Source organism: Pseudomonas sp. FSL W5-0299, assembly GCF_005930655.1.
Lineage (GTDB): Bacteria > Pseudomonadota > Gammaproteobacteria > Pseudomonadales > Pseudomonadaceae > Aquipseudomonas > Aquipseudomonas mandelii.
Genome location: NZ_RXHX01000033.1, coordinates 1 through 21,871, shown reverse-complemented (window position 1 = coordinate 21,871; position 21,871 = coordinate 1). Strand labels below are relative to the sequence as shown.

The 21,871-nt window shown below is 59.8% G+C and carries 13 protein-coding genes and 1 pseudogene; 7 read left to right on the top strand and 7 right to left on the bottom strand.

The genetic code is table 11. The features are described from left to right. Nucleotide 1: 1 nt before the first annotated feature. Both FHL16_RS27130 and FHL16_RS27125 read left to right on the top strand, forming a co-directional pair. Nucleotides 2-3,118 carry a transglycosylase domain-containing protein gene (locus tag FHL16_RS27130; protein ID WP_077749812.1) on the top strand — a complete coding sequence of 1,039 codons (3,117 nt, stop codon included), beginning with the start codon at nucleotides 2-4 and terminating at the stop codon, nucleotides 3,116-3,118. Nucleotides 3,119-3,268: 150 nt separating this feature from the next. Further along, on the top strand, nucleotides 3,269-8,341 hold the full coding sequence (locus FHL16_RS27125; protein ID WP_077749811.1) for an NEL-type E3 ubiquitin ligase domain-containing protein: 5,073 nt from the start codon (nucleotides 3,269-3,271) through the stop codon (nucleotides 8,339-8,341). Nucleotides 8,342-8,384: 43 nt separating this feature from the next. On the opposite strand, the gene FHL16_RS27120 is transcribed toward FHL16_RS27125, so the two are convergent. The 5 genes from FHL16_RS27120 to FHL16_RS27100 all read right to left on the bottom strand — a co-directional run bounded on the left by FHL16_RS27120 (nucleotide 8,385) and on the right by FHL16_RS27100 (nucleotide 14,048). After that, complete coding sequence (locus tag FHL16_RS27120; RefSeq protein ID WP_077749810.1) at nucleotides 8,385-9,650, bottom strand: hypothetical protein; 1,266 nt, start codon at nucleotides 9,648-9,650, stop codon at nucleotides 8,385-8,387. Next, complete coding sequence (locus FHL16_RS27115) at nucleotides 9,647-10,135, bottom strand: CS1 type fimbrial major subunit (RefSeq protein ID WP_042933024.1); 489 nt, start codon at nucleotides 10,133-10,135, stop codon at nucleotides 9,647-9,649. The genes FHL16_RS27120 and FHL16_RS27115 overlap by 4 nt, the downstream gene beginning before the upstream one ends. Before the next feature lie 5 nt (nucleotides 10,136-10,140). Further along, nucleotides 10,141-10,881: a hypothetical protein gene (locus FHL16_RS27110; RefSeq protein ID WP_010457763.1), complete on the bottom strand. Its 741-nt coding sequence runs from the start codon at nucleotides 10,879-10,881 to the stop codon at nucleotides 10,141-10,143. Between the two features lie 38 nt (nucleotides 10,882-10,919). Continuing rightward, on the bottom strand, nucleotides 10,920-13,442 hold the full coding sequence (locus tag FHL16_RS27105; RefSeq protein WP_077749809.1) for a TcfC E-set like domain-containing protein: 2,523 nt from the start codon (nucleotides 13,440-13,442) through the stop codon (nucleotides 10,920-10,922). Nucleotides 13,443-13,556: 114 nt separating this feature from the next. Beyond that, nucleotides 13,557-14,048, bottom strand: a complete 492-nt coding sequence (locus FHL16_RS27100; RefSeq protein WP_010457768.1) for a CS1 type fimbrial major subunit — start codon at nucleotides 14,046-14,048, stop codon at nucleotides 13,557-13,559. 517 nt (nucleotides 14,049-14,565) lie between these two features. Here FHL16_RS27100 and FHL16_RS27095 point away from each other — a divergent pair. Together FHL16_RS27095 and FHL16_RS27090 are read left to right on the top strand one after the other, a co-directional pair. Continuing rightward, nucleotides 14,566-15,144 (top strand): PadR family transcriptional regulator, encoded by a 579-nt coding sequence (locus tag FHL16_RS27095; RefSeq protein WP_010457769.1) that lies wholly within the window; start codon nucleotides 14,566-14,568, stop codon nucleotides 15,142-15,144. Further along, nucleotides 15,141-15,923, top strand: coding sequence for a siderophore-interacting protein (locus tag FHL16_RS27090; protein WP_077749808.1), 783 nt, complete (start codon nucleotides 15,141-15,143; stop codon nucleotides 15,921-15,923). The genes FHL16_RS27095 and FHL16_RS27090 overlap by 4 nt, the downstream gene beginning before the upstream one ends. A 173-nt stretch (nucleotides 15,924-16,096) precedes the next feature. Here FHL16_RS27090 and FHL16_RS27085 read toward each other — a convergent pair whose 3' ends face one another. Next, complete coding sequence (locus FHL16_RS27085; protein ID WP_077749807.1) at nucleotides 16,097-16,747, bottom strand: Pr6Pr family membrane protein; 651 nt, start codon at nucleotides 16,745-16,747, stop codon at nucleotides 16,097-16,099. Between the two features lie 2 nt (nucleotides 16,748-16,749). Further along, nucleotides 16,750-16,980 carry a VF530 family protein gene (locus tag FHL16_RS27080; protein ID WP_007903672.1) on the bottom strand — a complete coding sequence of 77 codons (231 nt, stop codon included), beginning with the start codon at nucleotides 16,978-16,980 and terminating at the stop codon, nucleotides 16,750-16,752. 283 nt (nucleotides 16,981-17,263) lie between these two features. On the opposite strand from FHL16_RS27080, the gene FHL16_RS27075 reads away from it, so the two are divergent. From FHL16_RS27075 to FHL16_RS35120, 3 genes and pseudogenes are all read left to right on the top strand, one after another. Next, nucleotides 17,264-18,646: a carbohydrate porin gene (locus FHL16_RS27075; RefSeq protein ID WP_077749806.1), complete on the top strand. Its 1,383-nt coding sequence runs from the start codon at nucleotides 17,264-17,266 to the stop codon at nucleotides 18,644-18,646. Nucleotides 18,647-18,856: 210 nt separating this feature from the next. Beyond that, the gene (locus FHL16_RS27070) at nucleotides 18,857-21,268 is read left to right on the top strand and encodes a glucose/quinate/shikimate family membrane-bound PQQ-dependent dehydrogenase (RefSeq protein WP_010457782.1); all 2,412 of its coding nucleotides are present in this window, start codon (nucleotides 18,857-18,859) and stop codon (nucleotides 21,266-21,268) included. A gap of 487 nt (nucleotides 21,269-21,755) precedes the next feature. Beyond that, nucleotides 21,756-21,871, top strand: a pseudogene (locus FHL16_RS35120) (DUF6124 family protein); the annotation flags it as partial.

Below are 21,871 nucleotides of genomic sequence, written 5' to 3'. Positions count from 1 at the left end.
TATGGGCGCGTTATGGCAAACCGATACGAGTAAAACTGTGGTCCCGACTGAACGTGTGGATGAAGCGCCTATTCCTGAAAAACCCCCTGGCAGTCGCACAAAGCATGGCTGGGGGGCGTTTTGGTTGTTGCTGATTATTATCCTGATTGTCCTGGGGCTTGCCGCTGCCAAGGAAATGCGTACCTCGAAGTTTCAATCCCGCGAGGTCAGCAAATTCGCCGCCTCCCTGAGTTACGAAATGAAACCCGGCCCCAGCGACGCGATTCGCTATCCAGGCGCAGGCCCTTTCGACTTGCGTCTGGGCTACAGCTCGCTGGGTGAGTTTCTGCCGCGATTGCTCAAGCGTGACTACGTCATTGCGTCGCAAATCCGCTTCTCTGAAAAGCTGATGAACTACACCGACAAGGGCTTTTTCGTGCCTTACGCGGAGAAAATACAGGCTGGACTGTCGATCACCGATTGCCGTGCGGCGCCGCTGTACCAGTACAAATACCCCCAACAGCTGTATTCAAGCTTTGAGTCGATTCCGCCCGTGGTGGTCAGCAGCCTGCTGTTTATTGAAAACCGCTTTTTGCTCGATCCTCGTCAGCCCCTGGCCAACCCCGCCGTGGACTGGCCACGGTTCGGCATGGCGATCTGGTCCCAGGTTGCCAAGCTGCTGCATATACCAGGGCAGTCGGCGGGCGGCAGTACGCTGGCGACACAACTGGAGAAATACCGGCACTCGCCCGATGGCCTGACGGTGTCAGGCGCGGAAAAGATCCGGCAGATGATTTCCGCCACCGTGCGTGCTTATCAAGCGGGGCCGGAAACCTTGCAGGTCCGGCAAAATGTGGTGCGCGATTACCTCAATAGCGTGCCGCTGTCGGCGGTACCGGGACACGGTGAAGTGCATGGCATGGCCGAAGGGTTGCGCGTCTGGTACGGCGCCGACTTCAACAAGGCCAACGAACGGCTGGCCAGCACCGACACGGACCCCAAGAGCATGGCCGAAAAAGGCCTGGCGCTGCGTGAAATGCTCTCGCTGATGATCGCCCAGCGCCGCCCTTCTCACTACCTGACCAAGGGTCATGATGAACTGGCCGACCTCACCGACAGCCACATCCGCCTGCTGGCGGCGAATGGCGTGATCGACGCACCCTTCGCCGCCGCCGCCCTGGCCAGCCAGGTGACCTACCGCGACTGGCAGACCCAGCCGACCATCCAGCCGATTGAAACCAACAAAGGCATCAGCGTGGCGCGCAGCCGTCTGGGCGGGTTGCTCAATCGTCCGCTGTACGATCTCGACCGCCTCGACCTTTCCGCCACCAGCACCCTGCAAGGTGAATTGCAAAGCCAGGCTACCGAGTATCTCAAGCGCCTGGCCGACCCGGCGTTCGCCACACAAATCGGGCTGATGGGCGAACGCTTGCTCACCCCCACCAGCACCACTCAGGTGCGCTACAGCTTCACATTGTTTGAGCTGACACCGGACGGCGCGCGTGTGCGGGTACAGACCGACAGCACCGACCAGCCGTTCGACATCAATGAAGGCAGCAAGCTGGAACTGGGCTCTACCGCGAAAATGCGCGTGCTCACCACCTACCTGCAAATCATGGCCGAGCTGCACGATAAATATGCCGAAATGACCGTCCCGGAACTGAAGAAAGTCGACATCCCCGATCAGGATCGCCTGAGTCGCTGGGCCATCGACTACCTGATTGAGAACAAGGACCGCAACCTGCCGGCCATGCTCGGTGCCGCGCTGGATCGTAAATATTCGGCCAGCCCCGGCGAAGCGTTTTTCACCGGCGGCGGGCTGCACACCTTCGTCAACTTCCGCAAGGAAGACAACGGTCGCATTCCAACCCTGCGTGATGCGTTGCGTGAGTCGATCAACCTGCCGTTCATTCGCCTGATGCGTGACCTGGTGCGCTACACGACGTACTCCGGCCCCAACAACAGCGCCGAATTGCTCAAGGACGATCGCGACCCGCGGCGTCAGGAATACCTGGCCAGTTTCGCCGACCGCGAAGGGACTTCGTTCCTGCTCAAGTTCTGGAAGAAATACAAAAACAAGGACACCCAGGCGCGGCTCGACACCTTCCTCGACAGCATGCGTCCGACGCCGATTCGCCTGGCGGCGGTGCACCGCTATTTGCTGCCCCAGGCCAGCCAGGAAAGCTTCAATGCCTTCGTGCGCGCGCACCTCAAAGGCGCCAAGCTCACCGAAAAACTCACCGACGAACGCCTGCAACGGCTCTACGAAAATTACAGCCCCGGCGCCTACGACTTGCCGGATCAGGGTTTCATCGCCAAGGTTCACCCGCTGGACCTGTGGCTCATGGGCTACCTTCTGAACAACCCGGATGCCAAGTGGAGCCAGATCGTCAAAGCCAGCCAGTTCGAGCGTCAGGAAGTCTACAGCTGGCTGTTCAAGAGTCGTCACAAGGGCGCCCGCGACAGCCGTATTCGCACCATGCTGGAAATCGAAGCGTTCCTGGACATTCATCAGCGCTGGCAGAAAGTCGGTTACCCGTTCGATCACCTGGTACCGTCGCTGGCCACCGCCATCGGCAGTTCCGGCGATCGCCCGGCCGCCTTGGGCGAGTTGATCGGCACCATCCTCAACGATGGTGTGCGCATGCCGACATTGCGCATCGACACCCTGCACTTCGCGGCGAACACCCCGTATGAAACCAAACTGATCAATGACCCAGACGCCGGCAAACGAGTGATGCCGTCCGAAGTGGCCACGGCCATGCGTGAGGCGTTGTCGCAGGTTGTGGATGCCGGTACGGCCAAACGGGTGTCCGGCAGTTTCATCACCCCCGATGGCAAACCCCTGGCGATGGGCGGCAAGACCGGGACCGGGGACAACCGCATCGAAGCCATTGGTTCCGGCGGGCGGATCCTGAGTTCGAAGTCGATCAACCGCACCGCCACTTTCGTGTTCTATATCGGTGATAGCCACTTCGGTACGTTGACCGCCTTCGTGCCCGGGCGCACCGCCGAAGCCTTCAAGTTCACCTCGGCGCTGCCCGTGCAAGTGCTCAAAGGCATGGCACCGATTCTCACGCCCTATCTGCAACCGGGTGCGCATACACAATGCCTGCCGGTGGAGGTCGCACGGCGCTGAAAAAAGGCGGTAATTACCTATTTTCGGCATTGGTAATTCCAATGTTTATGGGCGGCTGACACTGATTAAGCAGCGGTAATTCAGGCTTTTACTTTGAGCCTCGGGCGTTAGGCTGGTCATTCCACTTAACGCTCAAGGTTTATTAAAAGCATGACTGACTTACACGGACGTATATCAGCGCGACCGACACGGGGGGCGGATGACAATAAAGGTCGCCACTACGATTTCATCAAAAGCCGTATCCACCCCACGTTCAAGGACGCGTCACTGCGACGGATCCGGGAACTGAGCCTCACGCAAACGGCTTCAGGGTATTGGGTACAGAGCACCAAGGGTTTCGATCACTCCCCGCTACAACACGCCAACCTCGAACTCTGGTCCGCTCAAAACACTGTCGACCGGGTCATGGACAAGGTCCAAGGCGTTTACGAATTCGCCGAACCGTTGCTGACCAGGGCGTTGCTGGAACAGTTCGGTGTCGACGTCGATGTAAAGACCACTTACCTGCACCTTTATCTACCCAAACAGCTTCCCTGGTATGCCAGCAACCTCAACGGCGTGGTGACCCGCACCGTTTCGCTGCTGGACGCGGCCTTGCATAACTTCGCGAGCCACGAAACCTGCGAGGCGGACTCGAACTTCATCAGCCAGCCCGATGCCCGCGGGCATTTCGACACCCTGGCGATCAAACGCAAAATGTCCATCGCCCAGTTCCAGATCCTGTGTCGCACGCTGGACATTGGCGCGCGCTACACGAAATACCTCGAGGAACAATTGCGGCCCAGGGATGGCCTCGCCCAAGTGGTTTTAAAACACAAGATCATCGAGAACGAGAAAGCCGCGTTTAAAGCCGCCGCCAGGCTGGCCGTCCTGAAGGGCGACATCGACGCCGATGCCGGTGACCTGATCCTGATGATGCTCGATGGCCAGCGCAACCTCACCCGCAAAGGCCGAATCATGCAGTTCGCCAAACTGTCCATGCTCGACAGCCTGCTGACCGGCATCGTCTTGATTACGCCGGATCTGAACCGGGTCCATAAGGTAGTGCCGATCTTCGCGTATGTCCCACAAGACCCCGAGCACCCGCTGAAAGAGTACCCCTCGACCCTCGCGCTGATGAAAGAACTGACGCGTCAGCTGCGCGACAACGCTGTCATCTCCTCCACCGGCATGACCTACCAGCAATTCTTCAGCCGGTTCGTCGATCAATCCGATCGGGGGCATTTTTTCGGCGGGCTGCAACAACGCCTGTTCCAAGTGAAATGGCATCGCAAAGAGCCGCTTGACCCGAGGCCGAGCTGGCGCGAAGAGGCTATCACTGCCCCTCGTCTGCAGTTCAACACCGCACCGATCAGCGGCGAACTCTGGCAGTACCTGTTCGAGCAAAAGCTCAACAAGGTCCTCAATGACGCCCGTCACATCGCCGTGTCCACCGCCGATGCCGATACCCATGCACGATGGGCCTGGTGGGAGAACTTCAAGAAAATCGTCTCGGACATCTTCAACATCGCCCTGATGGTCGTCACGCCGTTCGTGCCCGGACTGGGCCAGCTGATGATGGGCTACATGGCTTATCAGATGGCCAGCGACGCCATCGAAGGCCTCGTCGACATGACCCTGGGACTGTGGACTGAAGCCACCGAACACATTGTCGGCCTGGTCACCGATGTTCTTCAGCTGGAAGCGTTCGCCGCCGGTGCGCAGATCGGTGCGCTGGCACGCCTGAAACTGTCGCCGCTGATCGAAGGCATGAAACCGGTCACCCTGCCCAATGGCGAATCCCGGTTGTGGCACCCCGACCTCAAACCTTATGAATGGCCGGATGTGCAGTTATCGCCGGACTCCAGACCTGACGCGCTGGGGCTGCACGCTCACGAGGGCGAGGCTGTTCTGCCGCTGGATGACAAGCACTACGCCGTGCAAAAGGATCCGCAAACCGGCAACTACCGGGTCAAACACCCGCATCGCGACAATGCTTACCTGCCCGAGTTGAAACACAACGGCCTCGGCGCGTGGACCCATGAAGCCGAGAACCCGCGAGCCTGGGATCGTCCGACGTTGATGCGCCGTCTCGGCCACACCGTGGAGGGCTTCAGCGACGCGGAACTCGAAGCCGTTCGCATCGCCAGCGGTACCGACGACGGTGCGCTGCGCCGGATGTACGTCGACAACACGGCCCCGCCACCGTTACTCGATGACAGCCTCACCCGCTTGAACATCCAGCGCCAGACCCGCCAGGCCATCGAGCGAATTCGTTCAGGCCAGCCTCTGGATCCCTCCTCCTACTGGTTTGAACCGCTGGCGACTTACCTGGACGGCTGGCCCGCGGACAAAGCCCTGAAGGTCTACGAAAACGCCGACATGAGCGGCCGGTTCCGCCAGTACGGCAATGCCGACGCGACGGCCGAACAGACCCTCTCCACCAGTTTGTCCAACCTCATGAGCGAGCAATTTGCGCCAGACCTTGTCGAGTTTCTCAACGAAGAAGAACTGCACGCCGTGCTCGGTCGGTCCACCGCCCAACGTGAACGGGTGCAAGCCTTGCGCGATCGACTGGCGGACGAAGCCGATCGGCTGACCCCAGACATCATCAATCAGCTTTACCAAGGGGCCCAGGCGTTCGACGATCCGCCGCTGCGACTCATGCGCCACACCTTTCCCGAGTTACCGTCCCGTGCCGCCGCGACGCTGCTGAACACCACCGACGCTGCCGACCTCAAGCGCATGACCCAAACGCAACGACTGCCCTTGAGCCTCAAGAGCCGCGCCCGTGAGGCGGCCTTCGAAGCCCGGACCAACCACGCCTATGAAGGCTTCCAGGACGGCGCGCAGTGGGTGGCGCAAACCGAAAGCCTGGTGCTGAACGCCTTGAGGATTCATACCGACACGTTCGCGCAATTGCGCGTCGAGGTTCGTGAAGGCAACGATGCCGGTCCCTTGCGTAGCCGTGTAGGGGCCGAAGACGCGTCGATGGTCCGGGTGCTGGTCAAGGACGATGGCAACCGGTTCGAAGTCTGGGACGGTGACAACCGAAAACTGCACGACGCCACTGACTTTTACGAAGCCGTTCTCAACGCCCTGCCGAAAAACAAACTGGCGCAGTTGGGTTATCGGCCAGGCCAGGGGGGCTTCTTCAAGCAATGGGTGATGGCCAAGACCGAGACACCGGCGCAGCGCCGCACGGCGCTCGCTGCCCCGCCGATCCGTCCGCTGGCTGACCATGAAGACATGATCCTGTTGCGCGGTCCCGGCTTCTCCACCGTCGCCCCCACGCTCACCCAACGGGTGCAGGACATTTACCCTCACTTCAACGACCGCGAGGTCAATACCTTCGTTCGATCCCTCGGTTCGCAGGAGCAAGGGCACCAGACACTGACCCGACTGGACCGCGAACTGGACGACCTGCGAGTGCTGTTGAATCGCTGGCGCTACCAGCAGCCGGATAGCTGGGGTCCGGATCAGCGCGGGTTCGTCAGCAGTGGCGGGTTGCACATTGCCGAACGCTTTATCGACTGTTTCAAACGCAAGCCTACGGTTTTTGGTGAACGCAGCATCACGGCCGACGGCGGGTATGCGCTGGACCTGTCCACAGAGTTTCAGGTGCTCGACCTCGAACGCTGGTGGAAGGAACTGCCGGATATCAAACACTACCTCGATCAGATCAGCACCTTGAATCTGGACCGCACGACCTTTTCCGAAACCACCTCCGGCCTCTTGGGCGCCTTCCCTCATCTGCGACAACTGAGCGCCCGTAGCTGCGGCCTGACGCGACTTCCCGACACCATCGGCAAGATGCACCACCTGCGCACGTTGCGACTGATGAACAACGACATCACGTTGACCCCCTCCGCTGTCGAGCAACTGCGAAATCTGACCCGCCTGGAAACCCTCAGACTCGATGACAACGCGAAGCTGGGCCTGCTCCCGGACGTCGGACGCATGCCCAGGCTGAGAATCCTGAGCTTGAGCAACACGGGCGCCACCACCTGGCCCGACGGCCTGTTCGGGCCCTCCAACAAACGTCGACCGCGCGGCTTCTTTCTGGATTTGCAGGAGAACCCGATCAAGGTCATTCCGAAAGTCGTGCCCGGCTCGGAAGATGCCTTCCTCCTGGCCCGGACCCGCTTGTACGAAGAGCAGCTCTCGGACGCCAACCTGATCACCTTCAAGGCGTATCGACGGTCAGTCGGCCTCGCGCCCGAGCAGGTCTACATCGATGCGGCGCGTGACGCGATAGAACTGTGGCCGATGCAAGACGATTCGGTCTGGTGGAGTGCCGAGGTCTCAGGGCTGGGGACCTTCCGCGAGGAAGCCTGGCACGAATTGATGACCGAGCCCGGCGCCAAGGATTTCTTTGCATTGATCCAGAAGCAGACCCGCTCGGCCGATTACAAGGCCGGTGGTGAATTGCGCCAACAACTCAGCAGCCGGGTATGGCGCATGATTGAAGCCATCGACCTGGACACCGAGCTGCGCAAGGATCTGTTCGAAATGGCCAGGGCGCCTACCACCTGTGCCGATGCCGGGGCCCAGGTGTTCAACCACATGGGTATCAAGGTGCTCGCCTCCGAAGCCTATGCCTTGTCGACGTCCAACGCCGTGCTTGAAAGCAAACTGGTGAACCTGGCCAGAGGTGCCGCTCGCCTCGCGCGCGTGGATGACATTGCCCGTGCCGATTTCGGCAGCCGCCCGGGCAATCCGGATGAGGTCGAGGTGTACCTTGCCTACGAAACCGGCCTGGCTCAACGCCTCGGTTTACCGTGGCAATCGGAGACGATGCTGTTTCGCACCATCGCCGGTGTGAACACCAAAACCATCGACACCGCCTTCGAGACGGTGATGTCGATGGAGGCCGGCGATGGGTTGGTCAACGACATGATCGAACAGCCGTTCTGGCAGAAATACCTGCAGGACACTTATCCGAACGAATTCCGGCGCAATACCCGGTTTTACGAAACCAAGAGCGACGTGCTCGATGAGTTACGCGAAGTCCAACACACCTGGGCCAGTTCCAAGGGCCAGCAAATTGCACAACGACGCGCCCTCAAACAGCGTCTGCAAGACCTCGCCCGGCGCCTGAATATCGATGACAGTGTGGTGTTGACGGACCAGGACATGACCGATGAGGTCTACGGCCAATTGCTGCACGACATGGGTTACGAAGAAAAAGAGCTGAGCAGAAAACTCACCCGCGCAGCGCTGCAAAAAGACGCACAGCCGTAATCGGCAACCCCTGATGCATCGGGTGATGTATCAGGGGTCACGCTTAACCCACTTCCGAATCCCAAACCACCGTGACAGTGCCCGAGTACGTTCTGGCGACACCGGGCTTGATCATTTCCTCGACCTCATCCTGCGCAATCTCGAAGTGCAACGTGCCCGGTTTGCGATCGACATAAAAGCGCGGCTGGAACAGCTCGGTACCACTGCCGTCGCGCCGTAACAGCCGACGGCTGACCGGTTGATCGGTGGCATCCACCAAGCCATTGGGCAGGGTCACGCTGACGTCGAGCGGCACGACATGGCCTGAAGCCGGGTCGCGCACCGAGCAGCGGTTGCCATCGGTGCTGTACTGGCAGTCCAGGTTCATCTTGAAGCGACTCGATGAAGACACATTGAACGTCTGATCACGAAACAGCCGTGTGGGCTTGCGCCCTTGGGTCAGCCAGGCTTGCCAGCCGCCCTGCGGAACCAGTTCAACGCGATTGCCACCGGGTGGAATCTCGACCTTGAGGGTGTGCCGAACATCCAGAGAGAAGTTGAGGGTCAGTTGGTTGTCACTGGGGATCATGACATCGCCCATGTCGAAGTCCTGACGCGGACCGACGGTGTACGGCATGGTGCCGGTGTATTTGCCCGTCTTCATGGTCAGGGGGTTAGGCGTGCGCAGCTCATAAGCGAACACGAAGTACAGGTAGCGAAAGGAAAGCGGAATATCGAACCTCGCCGTCTTGCTGCACACGCCCACTCCTCTGGCGACTCGCCAGAAACTGTTGTAGCCCGAGGGCCCTGCCGAGTGCCAACCCACACTTGAACAGGGTATAGGCGCATAGGCCCAACCGCCACCTACCCACAAGTCATCCCACCAACCTCCTCCGGTCAGTTCAGTGACAGGGCGGGGAATTGCGGCTTCGTGCCCGATCCCGCCGATACGAATGGAAAGCACCTCGGTATCACCCGACTCGTGGGTGACCACCACCTCTCTCCAGTCCGAGGGAACGCGGGCCATTCCTCCTTGCCGCGGGTCCGCATGGTTGGCCAGGATTGGCGCATTCGCCGTGAAGGAAATAGGCGCAATAAGGCTGAACAGCTTATAGGGCGCACAGGCCTGTGGAATCTGCCGGCAAAAACCTTCGGACGGGGTCATGTTGACGAACACGTTATTATTCGGATTCGAGGAATCCGGCTCGAATACCGCTTCGATGTCCATCACAGCGGCCTGTATGGGCAGGGCAAACACCGCACACAGCAGGCTGGCCGATGCAGCACCCTTCAACGTCCGGGCTGATCGCTTATTCAATAAATTCATCATTTGGGCAACACCGCGTTGAAGACCATGTTGACGCTTCCAAAATAGTTGCCGGGTTTGTAAACCCCATCGGCGGGTGGCACAGGCAGCACTTCCAGTAAAACCCGCTTGCCCTGCGCGGCGTCGACCAGCGAAACCACCTCGCGGCTTTCCCCCTCGCTCAACAACTTTTCGTTGAACAGCACGCGCAATCCAATGTCATGGGCCTGCGTCCCGTTAGACAAGTAAGGCCGGCCCTCAAGGCGGGCTTCGATGGAACCGGCTTCGCTCTTCACATCGAAATACTTGCGCAAGCCGCCCAGGGTCGAGGTCGTCAGATTCCATGGCAATGACTGTTCGCGGTGAATCCAGCCGGGGTCTGCGGGAATGACGTAGAACGCCTGGCTCGGGATCGTCACGAATACTTCAAAGTGCTGCACTTCGCGGGCCGCGAACGCACCATGGCAGGCCATCGCCGACACCATCAGGACCGTCAGTTGTCTGAACATAGTCATCAGCCCTTCACATCGAGTTTCTTGCGGCTCTCGCCTTCAACCAGGGTGAAGCGGTACTCGCGGCCAGCCTGTTTCTCGAACTCGAAATGGCGGCCGGCCAGAACATGATGCTTGGTGGTCGGCTGGCAGTCCTGGTCGTTCTTGACCGAGCAATCCTTGAACTCATCGATCACCACCACGGTGTTGCCGGTATTGCGAATCCGGTACCTGGCCGCCTCGTTTTCGATCACGCTGGCGTAACGCGGGTCCTTGGGGCGAACGAAAAACACCGCGCCATACCCGGCCAGCACCGTGACCCCGGCGGACAGGGCTTTCCTGTACTGCTCACGCTCCTCGCCGGAGACGGCGAATTCGTCTTCCTTCTCGGGCACCACCGGTATGAAACGCACACGGAAATAGCGCTCTTTGTCGCGCTCGCCCATGTACAGCAACCGCGTGCCCTGCATGCCACTGGCGGGCACGATCAGTCGCGCCGGGCTGGCCATCAAGCCATCCCGGGAATTGCCCTCGGCATTGGATTTGAGCGGCACCTCCCGCGACTTGCCATCGGCGTCGTAGAGAATTTCAAGGATGTTGACCTTGACGAAAGCGGTGCTGTCGCCGCCGTTATAGACGCGTTTCAAAAAGGTACTTTTGTCGCCGTCCAGGTAGTCGTAGACCGTGCCGATATTGATGTTCGGCCCGGCGTGTGCCGTCTGGGTGAACAAACAAAAACCAATCAGTGCCAACCGACGTTTCATCGTCATTTACCTCATAAAAAAATGCGGGGTGCCGGGCATCAGCCTGCCGTCGGCGTCTCAAGCGTCAGGTCCGCCAGCGTGTCCGGCGTGCAACGCAAATCACCAATCATCAGCACGTTGTTTTCCGTGTGGCCACGGCTCGGGTCGAGGCGGAACTGGCACAGCAACTGGTTGCCGTGGCGCACTTCCAGGGTCGGTGAACCGGCGTTCATTTCCATGGAGAAGAAGCCGTCCACCTCACTGACCCCGCGACTGGCGTGGTTGATGATGTGATGGCCCTTGAGCGGGTTGCCCTGGGGGTCGATCAGGCGACCGAGGACAGTGAGGGTTCGCATCACGCGAATCTGGCGATAGTCCACGCCGCCCTTGTTCAGGTGATAACTGGAACGGGCCGGCTGGATGGTCGCGGCAGGCACGTGATTGCCTTCGAAATCGAAACTGACGGAGCTGCTTTTGTAAGCCGTGATCGGCACAAAATTGCGTCCGGGCTTGAGGACTGCGCTGCCACCGCTCAGATCGTCGGCGCGTAAAGTGATGTCGTCGATGTCTGACTCGACATCGATGATCATGCCCGCGCCATTGCGGTGGTATTGGCTGGTCACGATCATCTTTTGCCCGCCGACCGCCACGGTGCTGTCGAGGTTGAGGCCGCCGGTGAGGTCGTTGTTGTAGGACGAGCGCTGGATAAATCCGTCGCCGTTGACCCGGTCCGATTGCATCGTCGCCAGCGCATTCAAACCGAGGCCATAGGTGTCGGTGATGGCCGTGGCGGAAACGCTTTGCAGCAGGTGGTCCTGCAAGTCTTTGCGGTAAGTGATCGAGGCATTGTTATCACGCCCGCCATCGCGATCGGTGCGGGTGCCGATGCTGCCGGAGAGCTGCTCTCCCGGGCCACCCAGCGCCACGCTCACGCTCAGGTCAAGGCCGCGATTTCGATCATTGCCCGAACTGAAGCTGCCCGGCCTGTCGAACAGCGACAGGCGCCAATTGGCGTCGCTGCCGAACAGTTGCGTGCGTTGAGTCCAGCCCAGATCCACGCCGACCCCTTCGGTGTTGCCTTCGCTGTGGGACACCCGGGCATTGACCGAACTTTTGCTGGTGAGGCGATGATTGAGTGACAAGGACGAGTTGCTGGTCTGGCCGATAAATACATTGCGCTGCCGCACGCGCGTGCCGTCGGGCAAGGTGTCGTAGAGCCGGGTGGTGTCGAGCCAGCTGCGGTTATGGCTGGCGACGAGGCTGCCGCTGCCGTAGGAATAAAGCCCCTGCACGTCGAAACCGGTGCCGTAGTCCTGAGTCTTGTAGACGTTGGCGAAGACGCTGGCGTTGTTGACGATGGCCCAATCGACCGACGTGCCATATTGCAGGGTGTCTTTCACTTGCCGACCCGACAGGCCGAGAATCACCCGCGGGTGCAGCAGGAAGTTGAAGGCGGCGCCGGCAGTCATGTCGCCATCGGCCTGCTCATCCCAGTTGCTGAGCATTTTCGATTCACGCCCGGCAAACAGGTTGTAGCGCCAGCGCTCGTCATGATTGCGCCAGTTGTTGGGTTTGTAGACCAGCTCCTGCGTGCTGGAGGTGATCTGGCCGTCTTCGATCAGCCGCACTTCCACTTCATAGATGCCGCCGGGCAATGGCCGCGTATCGAGGGTCTGCAAACCAGCCGGTATCGCCTGAGTATTGATCAGCAAACCGTCGCGATAGATTTCCACCGAGCCCTGGCGATTGGCCGTGACGTAGATCGGGTAGACCGCCGGTTTCGGGTTATTGATGGCCAGGCTGTCGGAGCTGCCGTACATGACGCCGAGCGCGGTGTCAGGGCTGGCGCCGAAGGAGCGCGGCTGGCGCGTCAGGCCTTCCGAGGTGGGCGTGAACAAGCCCAGGCGCAGGAAGTTGCCTTCCAGTTCACGCTGGGTAAAGAGCTCATGCACGGCGTGATAGAGCTGATTGTCCACACCGCCCAGGCGGGACAACTGCATGTTCACCGCCTGGGTCCAGTTGCCCAGGCTGCTGCTCGCTTCCAGACCGTATCGACCACCGAGGTCCTGGTTCTGGCCGCCATTGAGGTTCAGCTGGTTGCGCACGATCAACCCGGTGCTGCCGTCTTCGGGCTGGTTGTAATAGCGCTGCACCTGATCATCGTGCTCGGCGTTTTCCGTGAGGATCGACACCAGCGAGTTTTCCAGGCTGTAGTGCACGGCCAGCAGTTGTTCGGGGCAATTGGCCTGGCAGGCGCCCAGCACCACGCCATGTTTGAGGTAGTTGGCCCAGATGTCGCGCTCGCTGGCTTTGATCGTGCTATCGCTGACATCGGTGAAGTCAACGAGGGTGATGCGATCGTCGCGGGTCAGCACAACCATCGCCTCACCGAGAAACTGCTGATCAAGTTCCACGCGCACCGCCAGCGGCACATCAAAGAAGTGCTCTTCGAACTCGCTCGGTAATCCCTTGGCTTGCGCAAGCAGACTTCGGGGTGTGTGGCCGTTGTCCGCTGGCGCAGCCAGGGCAGTCGCACAAAAACATAGGGCAAGCGCCGTCGCGATGGGAGTCATCGGGAACATGAACGAAATACTCTGAAGATAAATTCGTTGAAACCCGATCGACAGGCACAACCTCCCTGGCGATCGGTGAACGTTGCCAAGTAAGACAGAACTTACTTACAGCACGCGTTTGCTTCAGATGCGCGGAATGGCATCAAAGATGACGACCGGGTTGGCGGTATAGATCCCCACCTGACTGTTGCCCGGCTTCTCTGCCGTAATCACCAGGTCGGCGCGCATGCCGCCGTTGGACTCGGTGTCGCCGACCACTTCCTGAGAATCAGCGGTCAACTCCGTGCCATTGAAGGTATAGGTCAGAGGAATGTTCAAGGCTGGATTACCGTTGAACAGCGGAGTAGGACCGCCCACGACATAAGCGCCGACCGAGCCGTTGGTGTGTTGAATATCATAGGTGCCACGGACTTCCGTCAGGGTGCCGGAGCCGACGAGATACTGCATTTTCTCGTCTTTCCCGAAGTCTTTGTCTACAGGCTGAGCGTGGAAGACCTTGCTCGGAATATCAGCGGTAATGTTGATGGAGGTGCGCGATTCTTCCGCCGCGAACGCCATCGAAGTGCTCAGGGCCAGGAGGGTCATGGGAACGGCGATTGCAAACGTCTTGAACATTATTGAGTACCTGTATTTTTTCAAAGGATTGGGCCGAGGAAAGTCTGGAAAGCCGACATCTCTCCATACGGTGATGGCGATTTCACTTAACTTTCGACGCCGAAGAATGATCGTTCAATCCCTTGAAAAAGTAAGTACGCAACTTCCCAAGAACATGTAGTAACAATGGCGTTCGAACAATAGGAAAAACATTGAAAAAACGCCAACTCGATTGTTTTACCCTCAGAGAAAGACTACACACAGTTCTAATTGAAAAAGCACACAGATACGAACTAGTTGAATTCCGTCAGACGAAGACTACTTATCTTGCGACAGTGGAATAATTATCAATCGATGAACTTTCATGATTAGTTCAATTGCTCTAAAAGAGCAACCGATACCGCATTCCTCATCGCTGATCGCTGATCGCTTCTGGACCTCCAGCGGTGGCCGAGAACGACCGTTGGTCCAGAACGCTTGCGTCTGTCTAAAGATATATCTTAAGTTGTATCTAAACACGACGAGAGAAGACGCAGAAATGAGAGACCATCATTCCCATCGCGACCATAGCGACAGCCGAGACGGCTTCGAGAAACGCCCAGGCCCCGGCCGTGAACGCGGCGGCCGCGGCCCCCGGGTGTTCGCCCCCGGCGACCTGAAACTGCTGCTGTTGGCGTTGATCGCGGAGCAGCCCTGCCACGGCTATGACCTGATCCGCCAGATCGAAAGCATGTTCGACGGCGCCTACTGCCCCAGCCCCGGTGTGATCTACCCGACCCTGACCTTTCTCGAAGAAAGCGAAATGATCCTGGGCGATGCCGAGGGCGGCAAAAAACGCTACACCATCACCGACGCCGGACGTCTGTCATTGACCGAACAGGCTATTGCGCTGGACGGCGTGCGAATGCGCATCGAGGTCAGCAAGCGCTCATTGCGCGGCCATGATCGTCCGGCCGAGATCCACGAGGCGGTGCACAACTTGCGTCACGCCCTGCAAATGCATCACGGCCGCTGGAGCCCGGAAGAAATCCTGCGGGTTCGCGACCTGCTCAACAACACCGCCAAAGCCATCGTCGATGGCCCTGCCGTTCAACCCGTCCAGGAGAAAGCCGAATGACTGAAGTTGTGCACACCATTCACCGTGTCATGCACGAGGTCAAACGCCGTCGTCTGCAAGTGCTGCGGGTGGTTGACCTGACCCCGCGGATGCGCCGGATCACCCTGGGCGGCCCGGAGTTGGCCGGCTTCGTCAGCCTGGGCACGGACGACCACGTCAAACTGCTGTTCCCGCAAAACGCGGCCGAACACGCCGCACTGGAAACCCTGGTGCTCGGCGCCGGCAAAGACAACGGGCCGATGCCGGCAATGCGCGACTACACGCCGCGTCGCTACGACCTCGACACCCTGGAACTGGACATCGATTTTGTCCTGCATGGCGACGGCCCCGCCTCGACCTGGGCCGAGCAGGCCACGCCCGGCCAGTTCCTGCACATCGGCGGGCCGCGTGGCTCGATGATCGTGCCGGACATGTTCGACAGCTATTTGCTGATCGGTGACGAAACCGCCCTGCCCGCCATCGCCTGCCGGCTCGAAGGTCTGGCGGCCAATCGTCGTGCGCTGGTAATTGTGGAAGTGGAGAACGGCGCCGAGCAGCAACGCCTGGAAAGCGCCGCGCAGGTCAGTGTGATCTGGGTCTTGCGCGAGGGTGGCAAAGACAACTTGCTGACCACCGTGAAGCAGCTGCAAGTGCCGAGCGGCAACCTGTATGCGTGGGTGGCGACCGAGACCAAGGTGTCACGGCAGATTCGTCGTGTGCTGCTTGATGAGCACGGTTTGAATGAACAATTCGTCAAGGCCGTGGGGTACTGGCGGGCGGAGGGCAGCGACGAGGAATAACTGCAACTCGATAGTGTGGCGAGGGAGCTTGCTCCCGTTCGGCTGCGAAGCAGTCGTAAAATCAGCCTGCGTGGTGACTCAGTTAAAACCCGGTTGCAGGTTTAAGCACTGCTGCGCAGCGCAGCGGGAGCAAGCTCCCTCGCCACAAAAGTCCTTCACATCACCCTCAGTATTCACCGACCGCGCCACCGGTCCAATGCGATCATTATCAGAGCAATCACCACAAACCCCGCCAACAATCCACCCGCATTCAAAAACACCTGTGGATAACCCAAGGTGCCGACGTCAATGAACGGATAGGGATAAACCGCCAACTCATGCCCCCTCAGCAATGAATAGGCGAAATACACCAGCGGATAGATCACCCACAACCCGAGATGCCGCAGGCGCAACGTGCCCTTGGGCACGCACCACCACCAATATGCCAGGAACAGCAGCGGCATGACGTCGTGCATCAACTCATCGGCCAGAAACTGCCAGCCTTCGGGATGCCACAAATGGCGCAACAACAGGCTGTACGCCAGACCGACGACCACGATGCTCACGGCAATGGCGCTACTGACCCACGGCTGCAAAAACCAGCGTCGCGCCGCCGACTCGCGAGAGGTCCACTCACATGTCAGCACCACCGCCACCAACGTATTGGTCAGCACGGTGAAATAGCTGAAAAAGCTCAGCAGCCCACCGATCAAGCTCGCTTCCAGTGTCCAGCGCGAGTACAGAATCAGGTACAGCTGAATGGCCAGTCCGGCCCAGCCCAGCACAGCGGCCACCGCCACAAAACGACGCCTCGCGGCAGAACCTGGCGTCGATAGAAAGCCCATGTTCAGAGCGGGCGCTTGGTGCGCATCAACTTCACATACAAGCGTTCGACCTTCTCCCGCGCCCATGGGGTTTTACGCAGGAAGGTCAGGCTCGACTTGATGCTCGGGTCACTCTTGAAACAGCGGATATCAATGCGCTCGGCCAGCCCCGACCATTCGTAATGTTCCACCAGGGCGTTGAGGATTTGCTCCAGCGTCACGCCGTGCAGCGGGTTGTTGTTCTGTTCGGTCATGCCGGGCCTTTGAGCGATGAAGGGGATTGGAAGCCGCGCACCTTAGCCGAGGGTGTCGCCGGGTGGAAGCGCTCTGTGCGCTCTCTGGTAAATGTAGGTGAACTTGAACCGATCGCTGTCCGGCACTGTTACCGAATACGAAATAATTCATGTCACGAAAAGCGCTTTCTCTATTTGTAACAGAACATTATCCTTGCGCCCGTCAAGCTGAAACGCTTCATCCAGGCGCGACATAGTGCCGCTTTCAGTTCACCCCCCAGAAAAGATCAAGAATTCCTTCTCTATGCCTGATTTCCCAACTCCGCGAGACAGCGCTGTCTGCATCGCTATTGCCAGTCGAAAAGCCCTGAACCTGATCGGTGGTTTCACTGCTTTTGGCCTGGCTACCTGCACCCAGGCCGCGCCCGCCTTCGATAGCGAATCGCCCTGGATGCTCGGTGACTGGAATGGCACGCGCACCGAACTTTCGGAAAAAGGCTACGACTTCAAAGTCGATTACACCGGCGAAATGGGCAGCAATCTGCACGGCGGCTACGACCACGATCGCACCGCACGCTACAGCGACCAGTTCGGTTTCGGCACGCACCTGGACTTGCAGAAAATCCTCGGCTGGGACGACGCTGAATTTCAGCTGACCGTCACCGAGCGCAATGGCAACAACATCAGCAACGACCGGATCAACGATCCGCGTGTCGGCGGTTTCACTTCGGCGCAGGAAGTCTGGGGCCGTGGGCAAACCTGGCGCCTGACGCAGATGTGGTACCAGCAGAAATTTTTCGACCAGAAACTCGACATCAAAGTCGGCCGTTTCGGCGAAGGCGAAGACTTCAACAGCTTCCCATGCGACTTCCAGAACCTGGCGTTTTGCGGCTCGCAGGTCGGTAACTGGGTCGGCGGCATCTGGTACAACTGGCCCGTCAGCCAGTGGGCAATGCGGGTGAAATATCACCTGACGCCGGAGCTCTACGCGCAAATCGGTGCGTATGAGCAAAACCCGTCGAACCTTGATCGCGGCAACGGCTTCAAGCTCAGCGGCAGCGGCACCCAGGGCGCGATTCTGCCGGTCGAACTGGTGTGGTCACCGACACTCAACGGCCTGCCGGGCGAATACCGCGCCGGTTATTACTACAGCAACGCCAAGGCCACGGATGCCTACAAGGACAGCAATGGTCAGCCGGCAGCCCTGAGCGGCGAGGCTTACCGCAGCGCATCGAGCAAGCACGGCGTGTGGCTGGGTGTGCAGCAGCAGATCACCAGCCGAGCCAGCGACAATTCGCGCGGCCTGAGCGTGTTCGCCAACGGCACAATGCACGACAAGAAGACCAACGCCATCGACAACTATGTCCAGGCCGGCGTCGTCTACAAAGGCCTGTTCGATGCGCGCGCCAAGGACGACATCGGCTTTGCCCTCGCCCGGGTTCACGTCAACCCGGCCTATCGCAAGAACGCCGAAGCGACCAACCAGGCCCGCGTCGTCTATGACTACGACGATCCCTCGTTCCTGCCGCCCCAGGACACCGAATACAGCGCCGAACTCTATTACGGCGTGCACGTCACGAACTGGCTGACCGTGCGCCCGAACCTGCAATACATCCGCCACCCCGGTGGCGTGGACAAGGTCGATGACGCGCTGATTGGCGGGATAAAAATCACCTCGTCCTTTTAAGACACACACAAAACCTGTGGGAGCGAGCCTGCTCGCGAAGGGCCGTCAGCCTGAACATCAATGCCGACTGTCCCATCGCTTTCGCGAGCAGGCTCGCTCCTGCAGGGAACGCACCAACCGAACCTTTTTTATCTGAACCATGCCCGCACAGGATCGTCATCTACAGTGAACTTGCGCGGGACTACTTGAAACGTCACGGAGAACCACACTATGAGCACTGATGGTGCTTTGAGTCGAAGCCGTCTACTGCCGACCCTGCTCGGCATTCTGCTTCTGCTAATGGGCCTGGCCATGCTGGCCGGCGGGATCAAGCTGAGCCTGCTCGGCGGCTCGTTGTATTACCTGCTGGCCGGTATCGGCCTGACGCTGACCGGCGTGCTGCTGATCCTGGCCCGCCGCGCTGCACTGGGCCTCTACGCACTGGTGCTGTTTGCCAGTACCGTGTGGGCCTTGTGGGAAGTCGGCCTCGATTGGTGGCAACTGGTGCCGCGTCTGGCGATGCTGTTTGCGCTGGGCCTCGTCATGTTGCTGCCGTGGTTCCGCCGTCCGTTGCTGATCACCGGCCCTGCGCCGATGGGCACCGGCGCACTGAGCGTGGCAGTGGTACTCGCGGGCGTTGCCGCACTGGCCAGCCAGTTCACCAACCCGGGTGAAATCAAAGGCGAACTGGACCGCGACAGCGTGCCCGGCATGACCAACACCGCCCCGGCCATGCCCGACGGTGACTGGAATTCCTACGGCCGCAGCGCTCATGGTGATCGTTACTCGCCACTGGCGCAGATCACCCCGCAGAACGTGAACAAGCTCGTTCCCGCCTGGACCTATCGCACTGGCGACCTGCCAGGGCCGAACGATCCGGGTGAAACCACCGCCGAAAACACCCCGCTGAAAGTCAACGGCATGCTCTACGTGTGCACGCCGCACAGCCAGGTGATCGCGCTGGACCCGGACACCGGCAAGGAAATCTGGCGGTTCGATCCGAAGCTCTCCACGCAAAACGCGGCGAACTTCAAGGGTTGGGCGCACATGACTTGCCGTGGCGTGACCTATCACGATGACGCCGTCTACGCGTCCGAGCAAAGCCCGACCGGCACCGCCAGCCCTGCGCCGGTCAGCACCGTCTGCCCACGCCGGATCTTCCTGCCGACCGCCGACACCCGCCTGATCGCCCTCAATGCCGACACCGGCAAGATGTGCGAAGACTTCGGCGACAAAGGCCAGGTCGACTTGACTGCCAACATCGGCGGCTTCAATGCCGGCGGTTACTACTCCACCTCGCCTCCAGCGGTCACTAAAGACCTGGTGGTGATCGGCGGCCACGTCACCGACAACGTTTCCACCGACGAGCCCAGCGGCGTCATCCGCGCGTTCGACGTGCATACCGGCAAACTGGTGTGGAACTGGGACAGCGGCAACCCGGACGACACCACGCCGATTGCCGAAGGCCAGGTCTACACCCGCAACTCGCCGAACATGTGGTCCATGTTCGCCGTCGACGAAAAACTCGGCATGCTTTACCTGCCGATGGGCAACCAGACCCCGGACCAGTTCGGTGGCGATCGCACCCCTGAGTCGGAACTGCACGCCGCCGGCCTGACCGCCCTCGACATCGCGACCGGCCAGGTGCGCTGGCACATGCAGTTCACCCACCATGACCTGTGGGACATGGACGTCGGTGGCCAGCCTACCCTGATGGACCTGAAAACCGCTGACGGCGTGAAGCCAGCGGTACTCGCTTCGACCAAGCAAGGCAGCATTTACGTGCTGGACCGCAGCACCGGCAAGCCGATTGTGCCGATCAACGAAGTGCCGGTGCCCCAAGGCGCTGTCGCTGGTGATCACACCTCGCCGACCCAACCCAAATCCGACCTCAACCTGATGCCGCCGCCGCTGCAAGAGCGCGACATGTGGGGCGTGACGCCGTTCGACCAACTGATCTGCCGGATCGACTTCAAATCCATGCGCTACGACGGCCCGTTCACGCCGCCATCGCTGCAGGGATCGATCGTTTATCCCGGCAACTTCGGCGTGTTCGACTGGGGCGGCATCGCGGTTGACCCGGTGCGTCAGATCGCTTTCGTGAACCCGAGCTACATGGCGTTCAAATCGAAAATGATCCCGGCCGCCGAAATCGCCGCCCAAGGCCCGCGTAAAAGCGAAACCGAAGGCGTGCAGCCGAACAAAGGCGCGCCTTACGGCGTCGTCCTCGAAGCCCTGCTCTCGCCAATGGGCCTGCCGTGCCAGGCGCCGGCCTGGGGTTATGTGGCCGCGGTCGACCTGACCACCCAAAAAACCATCTGGAAACACAAAAACGGCACCGTGCGCGACAGCTCACCGGTTCCGATCCCGCTGAGCATGGGCGTGCCTAGCCTGGGCGGCACCTTCACCACCGCTGGCGGCGTTGGCTTCCTGAGCGGCACCCTCGACCAGTACCTGCGCGCCTACGACGTGAAAAACGGCAAGCAGCTGTGGGAAGGCCGCCTGCCTGCCGGCGCACAAACCACGCCAATGACCTACACCGGCAAGGACGGTAAGCAATACGTGCTTGTCGTTGCGGGCGGTCATGGGTCGCTGGGCACCAAGCAAGGTGACTATGTGATTGCGTACAAACTGTCCGAATAAGGTTTAGCGGCGGTTAAAGGAAAGGCGACTCCTGCGAGGGGGTCGCCTTTTTTTTGCATCGCTGCAAATCAAAATGTAGGAGTGAGCCTGCTCGCGATAGCGGACTGTCAGCCACCCAGGATGTTGAATGTTAAACAGCTATCGCGAGCAGGCTCGCTCCCACATTGGGTCGTGTCGGGCCTGAATATTTTTTCCAGCGTCCTACAGCCGTTGCTGTTCTGGCGGAGAATTCCGACAAGTTTTATCGATTGTTGTGTCAGAAGCCCGTTCGATCGGCTTTCGGGGGCGCTGCAAATTCAGCGGCCGGGTTTGGTCGCCCGGGTTTAGAATGGCGCACTTTTCGTGCTTGCTTCATGGCGAGCTGTGCGTGGGAGGGCTCCGGCCCTGCCGGGTTCCATTCCCTGGTCGACCAACCTGCGTATGGTTCGCCACCCAACTGCTTGGTCGCAGTCGTGGCGAACTTCCAGCCCCCGAATGGAGCTTCACCATGTTCAAAGAAACCCCGAATCCCCCGCAAACCGACGACGTTTCCCCCTACGAATCCCTCGACTCCAAAAAACTCCACGATGCCGCCGAGCGCGCATTGGATCACTACCTCAACCC